15 protein-coding genes and 1 pseudogene are annotated in these 14,024 nt (G+C 69.5%); 11 read left to right on the top strand and 5 right to left on the bottom strand.

Features of this window, described 5'->3' with window-relative positions; genetic code table 11:
• Positions 1–7: 7 nt before the first annotated feature.
• Entirely contained in the window at positions 8–550 is a 543-nt protein-coding gene (locus G537_RS0123910) for a TetR/AcrR family transcriptional regulator (protein WP_026872261.1), read from the bottom strand.
• A 75-nt stretch (positions 551–625) separates the two neighbouring features.
• Here G537_RS0123910 and G537_RS0123905 point away from each other — a divergent pair, with 75 nt between their 5' ends.
• The 5 genes from G537_RS0123905 (at position 626) to G537_RS0123885 (ending at position 6,092) form a co-directional block, all read left to right on the top strand.
• Positions 626–1,264 carry a hypothetical protein gene (locus G537_RS0123905; protein WP_026872260.1) on the top strand — a complete coding sequence of 213 codons (639 nt, stop codon included), beginning with the start codon at positions 626–628 and terminating at the stop codon, positions 1,262–1,264.
• A gap of 85 nt (positions 1,265–1,349) precedes the next feature.
• Positions 1,350–2,339 carry a substrate-binding domain-containing protein gene (locus tag G537_RS0123900; protein ID WP_211230488.1) on the top strand — a complete coding sequence of 330 codons (990 nt, stop codon included), beginning with the start codon at positions 1,350–1,352 and terminating at the stop codon, positions 2,337–2,339.
• Positions 2,340–2,568: 229 nt separating this feature from the next.
• Positions 2,569–4,059 carry a sugar ABC transporter ATP-binding protein gene (locus G537_RS0123895; protein WP_026872258.1) on the top strand — a complete coding sequence of 497 codons (1,491 nt, stop codon included), beginning with the start codon at positions 2,569–2,571 and terminating at the stop codon, positions 4,057–4,059.
• Positions 4,052–5,107 (top strand): ABC transporter permease, encoded by a 1,056-nt coding sequence (locus G537_RS0123890; RefSeq protein ID WP_064742201.1) that lies wholly within the window; start codon positions 4,052–4,054, stop codon positions 5,105–5,107. Before G537_RS0123895 ends, G537_RS0123890 begins: the two co-directional genes overlap by 8 nt.
• Positions 5,094–6,092 carry an ABC transporter permease gene (locus tag G537_RS0123885; RefSeq protein ID WP_081689002.1) on the top strand — a complete coding sequence of 333 codons (999 nt, stop codon included), beginning with the start codon at positions 5,094–5,096 and terminating at the stop codon, positions 6,090–6,092. Before G537_RS0123890 ends, G537_RS0123885 begins: the two co-directional genes overlap by 14 nt.
• 271 nt (positions 6,093–6,363) lie before the next feature.
• Here G537_RS0123885 and G537_RS0123880 read toward each other — a convergent pair whose 3' ends face one another.
• Positions 6,364–6,846 carry a MarR family winged helix-turn-helix transcriptional regulator gene (locus tag G537_RS0123880; RefSeq protein ID WP_026872255.1) on the bottom strand — a complete coding sequence of 161 codons (483 nt, stop codon included), beginning with the start codon at positions 6,844–6,846 and terminating at the stop codon, positions 6,364–6,366.
• A gap of 84 nt (positions 6,847–6,930) precedes the next feature.
• On the opposite strand from G537_RS0123880, the gene G537_RS0123875 reads away from it, so the two are divergent.
• From G537_RS0123875 to G537_RS0123860, 4 genes are all read left to right on the top strand, one after another.
• A complete protein-coding gene (locus G537_RS0123875) occupies positions 6,931–7,356 on the top strand; it encodes a GNAT family N-acetyltransferase (RefSeq protein WP_211230487.1) in 426 nt (141 codons plus the stop codon).
• A 23-nt stretch (positions 7,357–7,379) separates the two neighbouring features.
• Positions 7,380–8,111 carry an NAD-dependent epimerase/dehydratase family protein gene (locus G537_RS0123870; protein WP_026872253.1) on the top strand — a complete coding sequence of 244 codons (732 nt, stop codon included), beginning with the start codon at positions 7,380–7,382 and terminating at the stop codon, positions 8,109–8,111.
• A 192-nt stretch (positions 8,112–8,303) separates the two neighbouring features.
• Positions 8,304–8,819, top strand: coding sequence for a cupin domain-containing protein (locus tag G537_RS0123865; RefSeq protein WP_026872252.1), 516 nt, complete (start codon positions 8,304–8,306; stop codon positions 8,817–8,819).
• A gap of 166 nt (positions 8,820–8,985) precedes the next feature.
• The gene (locus tag G537_RS0123860) at positions 8,986–9,903 is read left to right on the top strand and encodes an MBL fold metallo-hydrolase (RefSeq protein WP_026872251.1); all 918 of its coding nucleotides are present in this window, start codon (positions 8,986–8,988) and stop codon (positions 9,901–9,903) included.
• Between the two features lie 357 nt (positions 9,904–10,260).
• On the opposite strand, the gene G537_RS0123855 is transcribed toward G537_RS0123860, so the two are convergent.
• From G537_RS0123855 to G537_RS0123845, 3 genes are all read right to left on the bottom strand, one after another.
• Positions 10,261–11,007: a DUF899 family protein gene (locus G537_RS0123855; RefSeq protein ID WP_026872250.1), complete on the bottom strand. Its 747-nt coding sequence runs from the start codon at positions 11,005–11,007 to the stop codon at positions 10,261–10,263.
• Positions 11,008–11,123: 116 nt separating this feature from the next.
• On the bottom strand, positions 11,124–11,864 hold the full coding sequence (locus G537_RS0123850) for a phosphotransferase enzyme family protein (RefSeq protein WP_211230486.1): 741 nt from the start codon (positions 11,862–11,864) through the stop codon (positions 11,124–11,126).
• A 192-nt stretch (positions 11,865–12,056) separates the two neighbouring features.
• Positions 12,057–12,437 carry a winged helix-turn-helix transcriptional regulator gene (locus G537_RS0123845; RefSeq protein ID WP_026872248.1) on the bottom strand — a complete coding sequence of 127 codons (381 nt, stop codon included), beginning with the start codon at positions 12,435–12,437 and terminating at the stop codon, positions 12,057–12,059.
• A gap of 154 nt (positions 12,438–12,591) precedes the next feature.
• On the opposite strand from G537_RS0123845, the gene G537_RS0123840 reads away from it, so the two are divergent.
• Positions 12,592–12,981, top strand: a complete 390-nt coding sequence (locus tag G537_RS0123840) for a DoxX family protein (protein WP_026872247.1) — start codon at positions 12,592–12,594, stop codon at positions 12,979–12,981.
• 30 nt (positions 12,982–13,011) lie between these two features.
• Positions 13,012–13,769: pseudogene (locus G537_RS39570) on the top strand (SDR family NAD(P)-dependent oxidoreductase).
• Positions 13,770–14,024: the final 255 nt, after the last annotated feature.

The following is a 14,024-nucleotide window of genomic DNA, read 5'->3' as shown; positions in this document are numbered from 1 at the left end:
TTGAAGGTCAGGCGCCGCGCGTCATCGCGTGCAGGCGCTGCAGCACCGCCGTCCGGTCGGCCGGGTCGACGGCGCGGATGCCGAACACCTCGTTCAGCCACAGCCCGTCCGCCGCCAGCCGGACGATGGCGGCCAGAATCGGGTCGATCCCGTCCGTCCGCTGCCGCTCGACCCAGCCGGCATATTGCGCGGCATAGGGCGCCAGCAGGGCGGGGTCGTTGCCGAGGGCGGCGATCAGCGCCGCCTCCCGCGTCGCGTCGCGGTCGTCCTGGGTGCCGGGCGGCGGGAAGGCGGCGTCGAGATAGGCGCGGGTCCAGCCGCCAGGCCGGCCGTCGCCGGCGCGGTCCATCCGCTCCTGCATGCAGGCGCCGATCCGGGCGATCATGGCGCGGATCAGCGCCTCCTTGCTCTCGAAGTGGTAGATCAGGCCGCCCTTGCTCAGGCCGGCGGCCTCGGCCACCGCGTCCAGGGTGAGGGCGGAGACGCCGCGCTCCAGCACCACGAGCTCGGCGGCGGTCAGGATCCGGGTCTTGGTGTCTGGCGTGCTCATGGTGATGACTATACCGACCAGTCGGTACAGTATCAATCCGCTGGCCGGGCATGGCGGCCATGCCATGATGGCCGCATGGCCTATCGCAACCGCGTCACGCCCTTCGGCGAGATCGTCGCCGACCCCGCCCGCGGCACCGTGCTGGGCAATCGCGGCGTGATCCACGACGCGGAGGGCCGCATCCGCCGGCCTTGGTCCACCACCCGCTGGATCTGCTGCCGCCTGCAGTTCAAGGGCCGGTGGCGCCCGGTGATGCAGCCGGGCCGCTGGACCCATCTGTTCTTCCTGGATGAGGCGGTGGCGATCGCCGCCGGCCACCGGCCCTGCGCAGAATGCCGGCGCGAGGCCTACAACGCCTGGCGCGCGGCCTGGATGCGGGCGCACGGCCTGGCCGACCCGCCGCGGGCCGAGGCGATGGACCGGGTGCTGCACGCCGCGCGGATCGACCCCGCCACCCGACGCCAGCGGACGGTCCGGCAGCCGATCTCCGACCTGCCGGACGGGGCGATGGTGGCGCTGGCGGACGACCCGGGCGGCGCCTGGCTGGTGCTGGGCGGCAGCCTGCGGCGCTGGACCCCTTCGGGCTATGCCGAGGCCCGGCCGCGCCCGCCGGCCGGGCCGGTCGGGCTGCTGACGCCGCTGCCCAGCGTCGCCGTGCTCGCCGCCGGCTACGGTCCCGGACTGCATCCTTCAGCCGCTGAGTCCTCCCCTTGACTTCAAATGTTTTTCAAACCGAACATTTGTCGGATCTAACCCGGTGATTCCGCCGGATCAAAACAGGTCGATGGGAGGCCGCAACGTGACCAGGAAGTTGTTGAGATACGCCCTGCCGCTGGCTGCCGCGCTGCTCGCCGGCCCGGCGGCGGCCCAGGACAAGCCGGAGGTGGTGACGGTGGTGAAGATCGCCGGCATCCCCTGGTTCAACGCCGTGGAGCAGGGGATCCAGAAGGGCGGCGAGGAGTTCGGGCTCGACGCCTCGATGGTCGGCCCCAACACCGTGGACCCGGCGCAGCAGGTGAAGCTGGTCGAGGACCTGATCGCCCGCAAGGTCGACGCCATCGGGCTGATCCCGCTCGACGTCAACGTGATGGAGCCGGTGCTGCAGCGCGCCGCCGCCGCGGGCATCCCGATCATCACCCATGAGGCGCCGGAGCAGAAGACCAAGACCTGGAACATCGAGCTCATCGACTCGAAGGAGTTCGGCGAGGTCCAGATGGAGAAGCTGGCCCAGTCGATGGGCGGCGAGGGCGAGTACATCGTCATGGTCGGCACGCTGACCACGCCGCTGCACAACCAGTGGGCCGACGCGGCGATCGCCTATCAGAAGGCCAAGTACCCGAAGATGAAGCTGGTCACCGACCGCTTCCCGGGCGCCGACGAGGTCGACAGCGCCTACCGCGTGGCGATGGACGCGATCACCGCCTATCCGAACCTGAAGGGCATCATCGGCTTCGGCTCGAACGGCCCGATCGGCGCCGGCAACGCGGTGCGCGAGCGCGGCATGCAGGGCAAGGTGTTCGTCACCGGCACCTGCCTGCCCAGCCCGGGCCGGGCGCTGATCGCCGACGAGGTGGTGCAGGAATGCTTCCTGTGGAACCCGATCGACGCCGGCTACGCCATGATGGCGGTGGCCAAGCTGGTGCTGGACAAGAAGGAGATCACCGACGGCATGGAGATCCCGGGCGTCGGCAAGGTCGCGGTCGACCCGGCGACGCACAACATCCGCGCCAACCTGATCCTGCACATCAACAAGGACACGGTGGACAAGCTGATCGACGCCGGGCTGTGAGGCCGGTCTGATGCTGGTTTGTGTGGCCCCTCCCGTTTGAAGGACCTTTTCCGAATTCCCAACACCGTCATTGCGAGCGCAGCGAAGCAATCCAGGGCCGTTCGCACCGGCCCCTGGATTGCTTCGTCGGCTTCGCCTCCTCGCAATGACGGTGGGGTTTCTTGAAAGGTCTCTCGGGCGGGAGGGGCGACGCAAAGTGCCACCCCTCGATGGAAGTCGGTCGCCCCGCATGACGGATCTGCTCCTCGACCTCCAGGGCATCGGCAAGCGCTTCGGCGGCGTGCATGCCCTGCGCGAGGTCGATTTCGATCTCGCCGCCGGCGAGGTGCATTGCCTGGTCGGCGAGAACGGCTGCGGCAAGAGCACGCTGATCAAGATCATCGCCGGCGTGCTGGCGCCGGAGCCGGGCGGCCGCATCGCCATCGGCGGCGAGGCGATCGGGCACCTGACCCCGGTCGAATCGGTGCGCCGCGGCATCCAGGTGATCTACCAGGACCTATCGCTGTTCCCGAACCTGACCGTGGCCGAGAACATCGGCATCGGCCACCATGTCGGCCGCAGCTTCACCCCGGCGCGCTGGGCCGCGATCCGCGATTCGGCGAAGGCCGCGATGGCGCGGATCGGCGTCCGGCTGGACCCCGAGGCGCTGGTCGGGTCGCTCAACATCGCCAGCCGCCAGCTGGTGGCGATCTGCCGGGCGCTCGCCGCCGACGCGAAGCTGGTGATCATGGACGAGCCGACGGCGTCCCTGACCCGGACCGAGGTCGACGCCCTGCTGCGGCTGGTGCTGGACCTCAAGGCCCACGGCATCTCCACCCTGTTCGTCAGCCACCGCCTGGACGAGGTGATGGAGATCGCCGACCGGGTCACGGTGATGCGCGACGGCCGCAAGGTCGGCACCTGGCCGGCGGCGGAGATGGACGCCAGGCGCATGGCCTTCCTGATGACCGGGAAGGAGTTCCACTACGACGTGCTGGACCCCGGCGCCACGCGGGCCGAGCCGGTTCTGGAGGTGAAGGGGCTCGGCAAGGCGGGTGAATTCGCCGATATCGGCTTCACCGTGCATCGCGGCGAGATCCTGGGCATCACCGGCCTGCTCGGCTCCGGCCGCACCGAGATGGCGCTGTCGCTGTTCGGCATGAACCCGGCCGATGCCGGCGAGGTGCGGGTCGAGGGCCGGCCGGTGCGCATCGGGTCGCCGCGGCAGGCGATCCGCCAGGGCATCGCCTATGTGTCGGAGGACCGGCTGACGCTCGGCCTCGTCCTGCCGCAGTCGATCGCGCGCAACGCCACGGTCACCATCCTCGACCGGCTGACCTCGGCCTTCGGGCTCATCCGGCGCCGGGCCGCCAACGACCAGGTGCAGGGCGCCATCCGGTCGCTGAACATCAAGGTGTCGGACCCGGAGAACCCGGTGCGCACCCTGTCCGGCGGCAACCAGCAGCGCGTGGTGCTGGCGAAGTGGATCGCGACGAAGCCGAAGGTGCTGATCCTGGACAGCCCGACGGTCGGCGTCGACATCGCCAACAAGGACGGGATCTACGAGGTGGTGAAGCGCCTGGCGGCCGAGGGCATGGCCGTGGTCATGATCTCCGACGAGATCCCGGAGGTGCTGTATCACTGCCACCGCATCCTGGTGATGCGGCAGGGGCGGATCACCGGCGAGGTCCGGCCGCACCAGACGACGGAGGCTGAGCTGAGGCAGAGAGTGAATGGCTGAGACCATAACTTTTGCGCCGGCGGAGCGGCCGCCGCTGCTCGGCCGCCTGCTGCGGCGGACCGAATTCTACCTGGTGGTGGTGATCGCGGCGGCGGTGGTCGGCCTCGGCCTCGCCACGCCGAACTTCCTGACGCTGGGCAACCTGTCGAACCTCGCCAACTCCTACGCCGTCACCGGCGTGCTGGCGGCGGGGCTGCTGGTGGTGCTGATCTCCGGCAACATCGACATCTCCTTCGCCGCCACCACCATGGTGTCGCAATATGTGGCGGCGCTGTTCGCGCTCAACGTCGTCGGCCGGGCCGGGACCGGCGTGCCGGTGCTGGACTGGGCCATCGTCTTCGCCGTGGCGATGGCGGTCGGGCTGGCGCTGGGCCTCTTCAACGCCGCCATCGTCTACCGGTTAAGGGCGTCGTCGATCATCGTCACCATCGCGACGATGAACCTGTTCTTCGGCCTCCTGATGTTCTTCTCGCGCGGCAAGCAGATCTTCAACCTGCCGACCTTCTTCTTCAAAGGCGTGCTGGTGCAGCTGCCGCTGCCGGACGGCAGCACCCTGCGCATCACCATCCAGATGCTGGCGCTGGTGCTGGCCCTGCTGGCGACCTGGGCTCTCCTAAACCAGACAGCGATCGGCCGGCAGATCTACGCCATGGGCGGCAATCCGGAGGCGGCCAAGCGCCTGGGCTTCGGCATGGGCCGGCTGCACATGTTCGTGTTCGGCTATCTCGGCGCCATGGCCGGCGTCGCCGCCATCATCCACGCCCAGCTGCAGCAGCAGGTGGCGCCGAACGTGCTGGTGGGGCGCGAGCTCGACGTGCTGGCCGCCGTGGTGCTGGGCGGGGCCAGCCTGCTGGGCGGCGTCGGCACGGTGCTGGGAACGGTGCTGGGCATCGCGCTGCTGGCCGTGCTGCAGAACGGGCTGATCATGGTCGGCGTGTCCTCCTACTGGACCCAGGTCTGCACCGGGCTCGTGATCCTGGTCAGCGTCTGCATCACCGCCCTCAGCGACCGCATGAAGAGCCGGAGGAAGAGCCGTGGCGTCGTCTGATTCTGCCGCCGGCCGCCCGGGCCTCCGCCTCGACCCGGTGCTGGCCGGGCTGGCGCTGCTGCTGGTCGCGGTGGTGCTGGTGTTCTCGCTGGTTGTGGGCGAGCGCTTCCTCTCCGCCGCCAACCTGCAGTCGATCGCCTTCCAGCTGCCGGAGCTCGGCGTGCTGGCGCTGGCGATGATGATCACGCTGGTCTGCGGGGGGCTGAACCTGTCGGTGATCTCCACCGCCAACCTGTCGGCGCTGCTGATGGGCTGGATCATGGTCCAGGGCGGCGGGGCCGAGGCCGGGGGCGGCACCATCCTGCTGGCGGTGCTGGCCGGGCTGGCGCTGGCCTCGCTGTGCGGCGCGGTCAACGGCGTGATCATCGCCTATGTCGGCGTGTCGCCGATCCTGGCGACGCTCGGCACCATGATCCTGTTCAAGGGCCTCGCCATCGGCTTCACCCGCGGCAACGTCATCGGCGGCTTTCCGGAGGGCATCCTGTTCCTCGGCAACGGCATGGTCGGGCCGGTGCCGATGCCGCTCTTCGTCTTCGCCCTCTGCGCCCTGCCGGTCGCGATCCTGCTGAACCGCACGCCCTTCGGCGTCAACCTCTACCTGATCGGCTCGAACGAGCAGGCGACGCGCTTCTCCGGCGTCGACACCCGGCGGATGCTGCTCTGGACCTACACCCTGTCCGGCCTGCTCTGCGGCGTCGCCGGGCTGGTGCTGATGGCGCGGTTCAACTCGGCCAATGCCAGCTACGGCGAAAGCTATCTGCTGGTCACCATCCTGGCCGCGGTGCTGGGCGGCACCGACCCCTTCGGCGGCTTCGGCAAGGTCGGCGGGCTGGTGCTGGCGCTGATCATCCTCCAGGCCATCTCCAGCGGCTTCAACCTGCTCGGCTTCAGCACCCACCTGACCCTCGCCATCTGGGGCGGCATCCTGCTGCTGGTGATGGCGGTCGGCTACCTCCGCGCCCGGCTGACCCGGCAGTCGGTTTAGAGCGGGATGAGTTCAGGCCAGATCGGGCTATCCCGATCGCGGCGAGGCAGTGAGGTGTTGCCTCTCCCGCTTTCCCCGGGTCAAGCCCGAGGAGGAGAGGTCGGAGACGCGAAGCGGCTCCGGGTGAGGGGAGTTTGTCGAGGCCTGGGCCAGCCCTCACCCGGCCTCGCTGCGCGAGCCCGACCTCTCCCGCGTCCGGCGGGAGAGGCTATGCGAAGACGCTCGACATTCTGTCAGGCCATGACGCGACCGGACCTCAATTCATCCGGCTCTAAGTCTCCACCTCCCCGCCGTCCGCCGCCACGGCGGCCAGCCAGCGCCGGATCACGGCCTCCTCCTCCGGCGACAGCCCGGCGGCCAGCTGCCGCTCCAGCACCAGCACCCGCTCGCGGCATTGCGCCAGCAGCGCCCGGCCGCTGTCGGTCATCTCCAGGGTCAGGATGCGGCCATGCACCGGATGCGGCCGCCGCGCCACCGACCCGGCCCGCTCCAGATTGGCGACGATGACGCTGACCGTCTGCGGCGTCAGCAGCGTCAGCCGCGCCAGGTCGGCGCCGGACAGGCCGGGATAGGCCGCGATCATTGTCATGATCGTGAATTGCGGCGGCGTCACCTCCAGGTCGGCCAGCGCGCGCTCGACCCGCAGCCGGTAGGTGCCGCTGGCCTGCCGCAGCAGATAGCCGAAATAGCCGGCCTCGCCCCGCTTGCCTTCGCCCGGGCGCGGAATCGCCGGCCCGTCGCCGCGCTTGACCATAGTATCAGAGCTCTTATATGTTATTCGTGCTCTGATATTATCCCGAACCTCCGGAAAGGGCCATCGCCCATGTCGGCCGATCCCTTGGATCTCCGCCCCGTCGAGGACGAGGCCGCCGTCGCCGCCTGCTGGCCGCTGATGCGGCAGCTGCGGCCGCATCTGAAGTCGGCGGCGGAGCTCACGGCGCGCTGGCGCGTCCAGGCCGCATCCGGGTACCGGCTGGTGGCGCTGTGGCGCGGCGCCAGGCCAGTGGCTCTGGCCGGCTTCCGGGTGCAGGAGAACCTGGTCTACGGCCCGCATCTCTATGTCGACGACCTGGTCACCGACGAGGCCGAGCGCAGCTTCGGCCACGGCGCCCGGCTGATGGACTGGCTGGCGGGGGAGGGGCAGGCGCTCGGCTGCGCCCGGCTGGTGCTCGACACCCCGCTGACCAATGTGCTGGGCCACCGCTTCTACTACCGCTGCGGCCTGGTCGCGACCGCGCTGCGCTTCGGCCTGCCGCTGGCCTGAGCCGGATTTCCAAGGAGAACCCGATGCCGTTCCGGATCTTTCTCGCCGGCGCCAGCGGCGCCGTCGGCCGCCGCCTGGTGCCGCTGCTGCGCGACGCCGGGCACCAGGTCTTCGGCACCACCCGCGACCCGGTCAAGGCCGAGGCGCTGCGCCGGCTGGGCGCCGAGCCGGTGGTGGTCGACGTGTTCGACGCCCAGGCGCTCTACCGCGCCGTGGCGGCGGCGCGGCCGGAGGTGGTGATCCATCAGCTGACCGACCTGCCGCCCGGCCTCGACCCGGCGCGCATGGCGGAGGCCGCGCCGCGCAACGCCCGCATCCGCAGCGAGGGCACGCGCAACCTGGTCGCCGCGGCGCGGGAGGCGGGCGCCCGCCGGCTGATCGCCCAGAGCATCGCCTGGGTCTATGCGCCCGGCACGCCGCCCTATGCCGAGGACCACCCGCTCGACCGGTCGCCCGACAATCCGCGGCGGACCAGCATCGACGGCGTGATCGCGCTGGAGACGCAGGTGCTGCACACCCCTCCGCTGGAGGGCATCGTGCTGCGCTACGGCCAGTTCTACGGCCCGGGCACCGGTGCCGATGCGCCGCCGGGGCCGGGCGCGGTGCATGTCGACGCCGCGGCGCAGGCGGCGCTGCTGGCGGTCGACCGCGGCCGGCCCGGCGTCTTCAACGTCGCCGAGCCGGGCGGCCCGGCCCTGGTCGAGAAGGCGGTGCGCGAGCTCGGCTGGGACGCCGGCTTCCGGCTGCGCGGCTGAGGAGAGGCGAATTCGTGATCAGACTCGTCCCTCTCCTCCAAAAGAACCGTCATTGCGAGGAGGCGAAGCCGACGAAGCAATCCATGCCTCCGCCTTTGCGGCCCTGGATTGCTTCCCCCGGCTCAAGGCCGGGGTCGCAATGACGATCTTTATAGGTTCGCGGGACCGGGGCTTCATCGAGGGAGGAACGCCATGTCCGCTTTGCATCCCGGCCCGCAGCCGAGGCGGCTGATGCTCCTGGTGGCCGGCGGCGCGGCCGCGGTCGCGCTGGCGGCGCTGTGGGGGACCCGGCCGGCCGATGTCCCTGCCGCCGCTCCGGCGATGCCGGCCCATGTCCACGCCCAAACCGAAGCCGGTGCGGCGCCGGGCGCCCGGCCGGCGACGGTGGTGAAGCCGCTGTCCTGCGAGGCGCTGCCGAGCGTGCCGGGCAAGTCGATCACCACTGCCACGGTCGACTTCCCGCCCGGCGCCTACACCCCGGCGCACCGCCATCCCGGCTCCGTCACCGCCTTCGTGATCCGGGGCGCGGTGCGGTCGCAGCTCGCCGGCACCCCTCCCCGGGTCTACGGCCCCGGCACCACCTGGTTCGAGCCGCCGGGCGTGCTGCACCTCTTCGCCGAGAACGCCAGCGCCACCGAGCCGGCGCAGATCCTCGCCGTCTTCGTCGCCGACGACAATTGCGGCCCGCTGGTGATCCCGGAGAGATAGGAGCGGACGGCTGATGCCGCCGTCCCGGCATCGGCATGCGTCTCGGACGCATCGGTCCCTGATATCCCTGAGATGTACGCGACCTAGACCTCGGGGTGATTACGTCTCCAACGCACACGGGGGTAGTGAAACACATCGGAAAAGGGACGATCAGCAGGAGACGAATATGAGCCCGGACAGCATCTCACACCCCGGTCGACCGGGGCCCGACGAGCTGGTTCCGTCGCGCTACGCGCTGCGGGTCGGCGAGATCGACGTGCTGGTGGTCAGCGACGGGGTGCTGCCGCTGCCGACCGCGATGTTGGCCCACAACGTCGACCCGGCCGTCCGGGCGGCCTGGCTGAAGGACATGTTCCTGCCGCCGGACGCGTTCGATTGGGCGCTGAACGTGGTCGTGGTGCGGAGCGGCGACCAGACCATACTCGTCGACGCCGGGCTGGGCTTCGACCCGGACCTGCATCTGCCGCGGGCCGGGCAGTTGATCAAGCGGCTGGAGGCCGCCGGCATCGATCTCGCCTCCGTGACCGATTTGGTGCTGACCCACATGCATATGGACCATGTCGGCGGGCTGCTCGTCGACGGGGTGAAGGACCGGCTGCGCCCGGACCTGCGGATCCATGTGGCGGCCGCCGAGGTCGAGTTCTGGGAGGCGCCCGATTTCTCCCACGTCTCCATGCCGCCGGGGTTCCCGGACGCGCTTCGGTCGGCCGCCAAGCGGTTCATGAATGAATACCGCAGGCAGCTGCGGACGTTCGACGAGAAGCACGAGGTGGCGCCGGGGGTGGTCGCCCATCGCACCGGCGGCCACACCCCCGGGCACAGCGTGGTCCGCGTGGCGTCCGGCGACGACCGGCTGACCTTCGCCGGGGACCTCGTGTTCGCGGTCGGGTTCGAGCACCCCGAGTGGTACAACGGCTTCGAGCACGACCCCGAGGAGGCGGCCCGCGTCCGGACCCGTCTGTTGCAGGAGCTGGCGGGGACCGGCGAGCTGCTGGTGGCCACCCACCTGCCGTTCCCGTCCGTCGGCCGGGTGGCGGCCGCCGGCGACGCCTTTCGTTGGGTACCGGTCTTCTGGGATTACTGAGCGCCTGTCGGACTCGTCATCCCGGGCGCGGCGCAGCACGGAGTGATGCGCCGCAGAACCGGGATCTCGGCCTGGATCGCGCTGAGATCCCGTGTCTGCGCCGCGGCACTTCGCGCCGCAGCGCGCACGGGATGACGGTCAATTCATGGGCTCGTGGGTACCATACGATAGTTCGCTGCATCTGCTCACGGCAGCAAGTGGTCCATCCCAATTCGGTGACAGTGCATAAACTGGAGAGGGCCCCTGCGGTGAGACGGGGCCACTCCAGCGCGAGCCGAAGTCCGCTAGAAGTGCACTGTCATCGTGTTCCCGAGCGGCCGGTCGTGAGTCCGCCGCGCCGGCGCCGCCGCCTCCGGTTCACCGCCTGCCGGTCCCAAGGTCATCGGAATGCCCGGCCTTCACGCGAGGCCATTGGACGATGGGACGGTCGCCGACGCGGTAGAAGTGCTCGCCCTCCCAGCGCGGCCAGCCGGCCGGCGAGTCCTCCCACGGCTCCTGCCGCCCATAGACCGTGAGGTCGAGCAGGGCGTAGCTGTTGCCCATCACCTCGACGCCGCGCTGCGTTGTCCAGTAGGTCTCGAACACATCGGATCCCTGCCGCAGGTAGCAGACGATGTGCATCATGCCCACCCGGCGCCCGACCAGGAGCGTCTCGAGCGAGCCCCGGTCGGCCGCGTACCAGGGCATCTCCCAGCCCATGAAGTCGCGGTACCGGGCGCTCTCTTCGTACGGGCCCTGGCAGATCGTGGCGTAGGTGACGTCGCGGGACTGCAGGAAGGACAGCTCGCGGACCTGCGATGTGTAGAGGGTGCAGCCCTCGCACTGCTCCGCCGCCGGGCGGCCGGCGTGCCACATGAAGTAGTAGGCGATGAGGATCCGGCGTCCCTCGAACGCATCCAGCAGCGTCACCGGGCCATGGTCGCCGATGAGCGGCGTGGCGCCGTCCACCTCGACCATGGGCAGTCGCCGGCGGGCGGCCGCGAGGGCATCGCCTTCCCTCGTATGAGCCTTCTCTCGAACCCGCAAGGCGTCCAGCTCCGCCTGGAAGGTGCCGCGATCGACGATCCTGGGCGCGGCAGGGTGCTCTCGCTTGGCGTCTTTCATCGTCTCGCTCTTCCTTTCTCGACCCGGCAGGTCGGGAGAAAGAGTTAGCGCCGGACGTCGAAGCGGTAAGAGTGACAAGTATGGCGGGATTCGATGCGGCCTCTCGCTGCCGCTGCTCAGACCGCTCGAACTTCGGCAAGCCGCTTGATCGAGTACTCGTCGTCCCAGCGGACGGCGGCTTCCCATGCGGCCGACGCCTGCGCGGCGATGTCATGCGCGTCGCCGTCGAGGCCGGCGGCGTTGTGGGGCAGCACCAGGTCGAGGTCGGGGACATCGACATGCGCCTCGTCCCAGTCGATCAGCGCGACCCGATCCGCGGTCATGCGGATGTTGCGCGGATTGGGGTCGCCGTGGACGACGCATGTCCGACGTCCGACGAGCCGCGCCCACGCTGCCCGGCATCGGGCAACGCCCTCGGGCGGCATCGCGCCGAGGTCGATCTTCGTCCCGGTCTCGGCGTGCAGGAGGTCGGTCGACGATCGCCAGCCCGGGCGCTGCGGCCAGCCCTGCGTCAACCGATGCAGCCGGCGGAGCGTGTCGGCCACGCGACGCCAGTCGGCCTCCGTCTCGGGCGGTCCGCCCTCCACATATGTCATCACCACCAGACCGTCCGCGAACAGCCGGCCGTCCGTCGTCGGGATCGGCACCGGCACGGCCAGACCTTCGCGATCGAGATGCTGGAGGAGCCCGGTCTCCCACGCGAGATCAGCGTCGCTCCTGGTGCCGAGACGGCCGACCGCGAGGCGCCCGCGGACGCGCACGCTCCACACGTCGTTGGCAACGCCGCCCGCGAGCCGTTCGATGCGGGCTGCGTCTTCACCCCACTGCCCGAGTGCCTCCCATCCCACTGACGACATCTTCGACCAACCCGATTGTGGCGAATTCGGTGATAGTGCACAAATTGGGTGCATTCCACTGGAGTGGAGTGCACCCCTGACGTGAGACAGGGTCACTCCAGCGCGGCGGGACTTCGCCAAAAGGGCGCTGTCATCGTATTCCCGGTGCCCCTGTTCGCGGCCATTGGGACCATTCACCGGCCGCTACTCAGTCTAAAGGGCTTTCGCCTTGCGGCCGCGCGTGCTCGGCTTTGCCGGCACGCTCTTTCCATATTCGTTCCACCAGGCCGTCAGCGCCTCCATGGCCGGTCCGAGCCCGCGGGCCTTCGCCGTGATCTCGTATTCGACCCGGGGAGGCACTTCCGCGAAGACCGTGCGCGACACCAGACCGTCGGCTTCGAGCTCGCGCAGCTGCGCCGTCAGCATGTGCTGGGTGATGCCGGGGATGGCCTTCCGCAGCTCCCCGAAGCGGTAGACCCGCTGATTGAGCAGCCACATGATCTCCAGCTTCCACTTGCCGGAGAGCAGCGCGAATGCGCGCCGCATCTCCTCGTGCGTGTTGGTCTCTTCGCCGGCCATGGTCTGGTTTTCCATACTAACTGCCATTTATTCATCCTACTTGCGGATGACGATCCTGGTCGACATCTTCGATGCACGCTGCGAGCGCGCAAATGAAAGCGCGCATGCAGATCAAACAGCCAGTCGATGCAGGAGACGTTGCTGCTGAAGCGGCAGCCAGGAAGACCTTATGGCCGAGAATTACACATATTGGATCAGCACGGTACTTCTGTGCCTGCTCTATCTCTCTTCCGCTGTCATGTACGTCACACGAAGGGACTGGGTTCGCCAGGCGCTCGCCGGCCTCGGCTACCCGGCCCACCTCGTGCCGGTCATGATCGCCGTGAAGGTCCTGGGCGTGGCCGCGATCCTGTCGCGCGTCAGCGGCGCGCTCAGCGATCTCGCCTATGCCGGCATGTTCTATCACCTGCTGCTGTCCGGTCTGGCGCATCTCGGTGTCCGCAAGCCCGGCGGCGCCCTGCCGGCGGCGGTGGGCCTCGCCCTGTTGATCGCCTCCTTCGCCACGCAGAACGCCCCCCGCGAGATCCCGTCGCCCACCGTGCAGGCGGCGGTGCTCTGACGCGGCGAAAGCTGCGCCTCCCCTTATCGAATGGAGATGAAGATGGGTCGCCTCGATGGAAAGGTCGCCATCGTCACGGGCGTCGGCCGCGGCATCGGCCGTGCCACGGCGAAGCTGTTCGCGGCGGAAGGCGCGAAGGTGGCTGTCCTTTCGCTCACCCCCGCGAAGTCGATCGAGTCGTCGCCGACATCGAGGCTGCGGGCGGCACCGCGCTCGGCATCGTCTGCGACATCGGCGGTGCCGACCAGATCAAGGCCGCGGTGGACAAGGTCGCCGCGGCCTACGGCCGGATCGACATCCTCGTGAACAACGCCTTCGATCCGTCTGCGGTCCTGTCGTCGGTCGTCGATCTCTCGGTGGAGCAGTTGCAGCGCAACTTCGAGACCGGCCCGATCGCCTATCTGCGGACGATGCAGGCCTGCTATCCCCATCTCAAGGCCAGCGGAGAGGGCCGGGTCATCAACTTCGGCTCGATGGCCGGTGTCATCGGCCTGGTGGGCTACGGCCCTTACAGCATGGCGAAGGAGGCGGTGCGCGCCCTGACCCGGACCGCCGCGCGCGAATGGGGCGCCGACAGGATCACCGTGAACAACGTCCTGCCGGTCGCGGACACATGGGGCGCGGCCGCCGCCGATATGCCTCCGCCGGCCAACGCACTCGCCCGCTACGGATCGCCGGAGGAGGATGTGGCGCCGGTCGTCCTGTTCCTCGCCAGCAGGGATGCGCAGTTCCTCACGGGCTGCAGCCTCACCCCCGATGGCGGCTCGATCATCGACAGCGCGCGCTGAACCTTCCGGTCGTCGCGAGGCGGCTTGGCGGTCCAGGTTGCGGCAAGGCAGACGGCGAGTTGATGCAGTGCCGTCTTGCGTTAACCCCCAACCATCGTTCATGATATGTTCCATGAACGCCGCCTCTCCCGATCTCGACGTCCCGGCCTATTGCCGCAGTCTCGCGCTGCAGCAGGTCGAGATGCTCACGCGGATCGCGGAGCTCGGCATGCGGATGGTCGAGGCCGAGGGCGCCCGCGCCATCGCCGCCCAGGC

Source organism: Inquilinus limosus DSM 16000, from assembly GCF_000423185.1.
Lineage (GTDB): Bacteria > Pseudomonadota > Alphaproteobacteria > DSM-16000 > Inquilinaceae > Inquilinus > Inquilinus limosus.
This window is presented reverse-complemented; position numbering and strand designations above follow the sequence as displayed.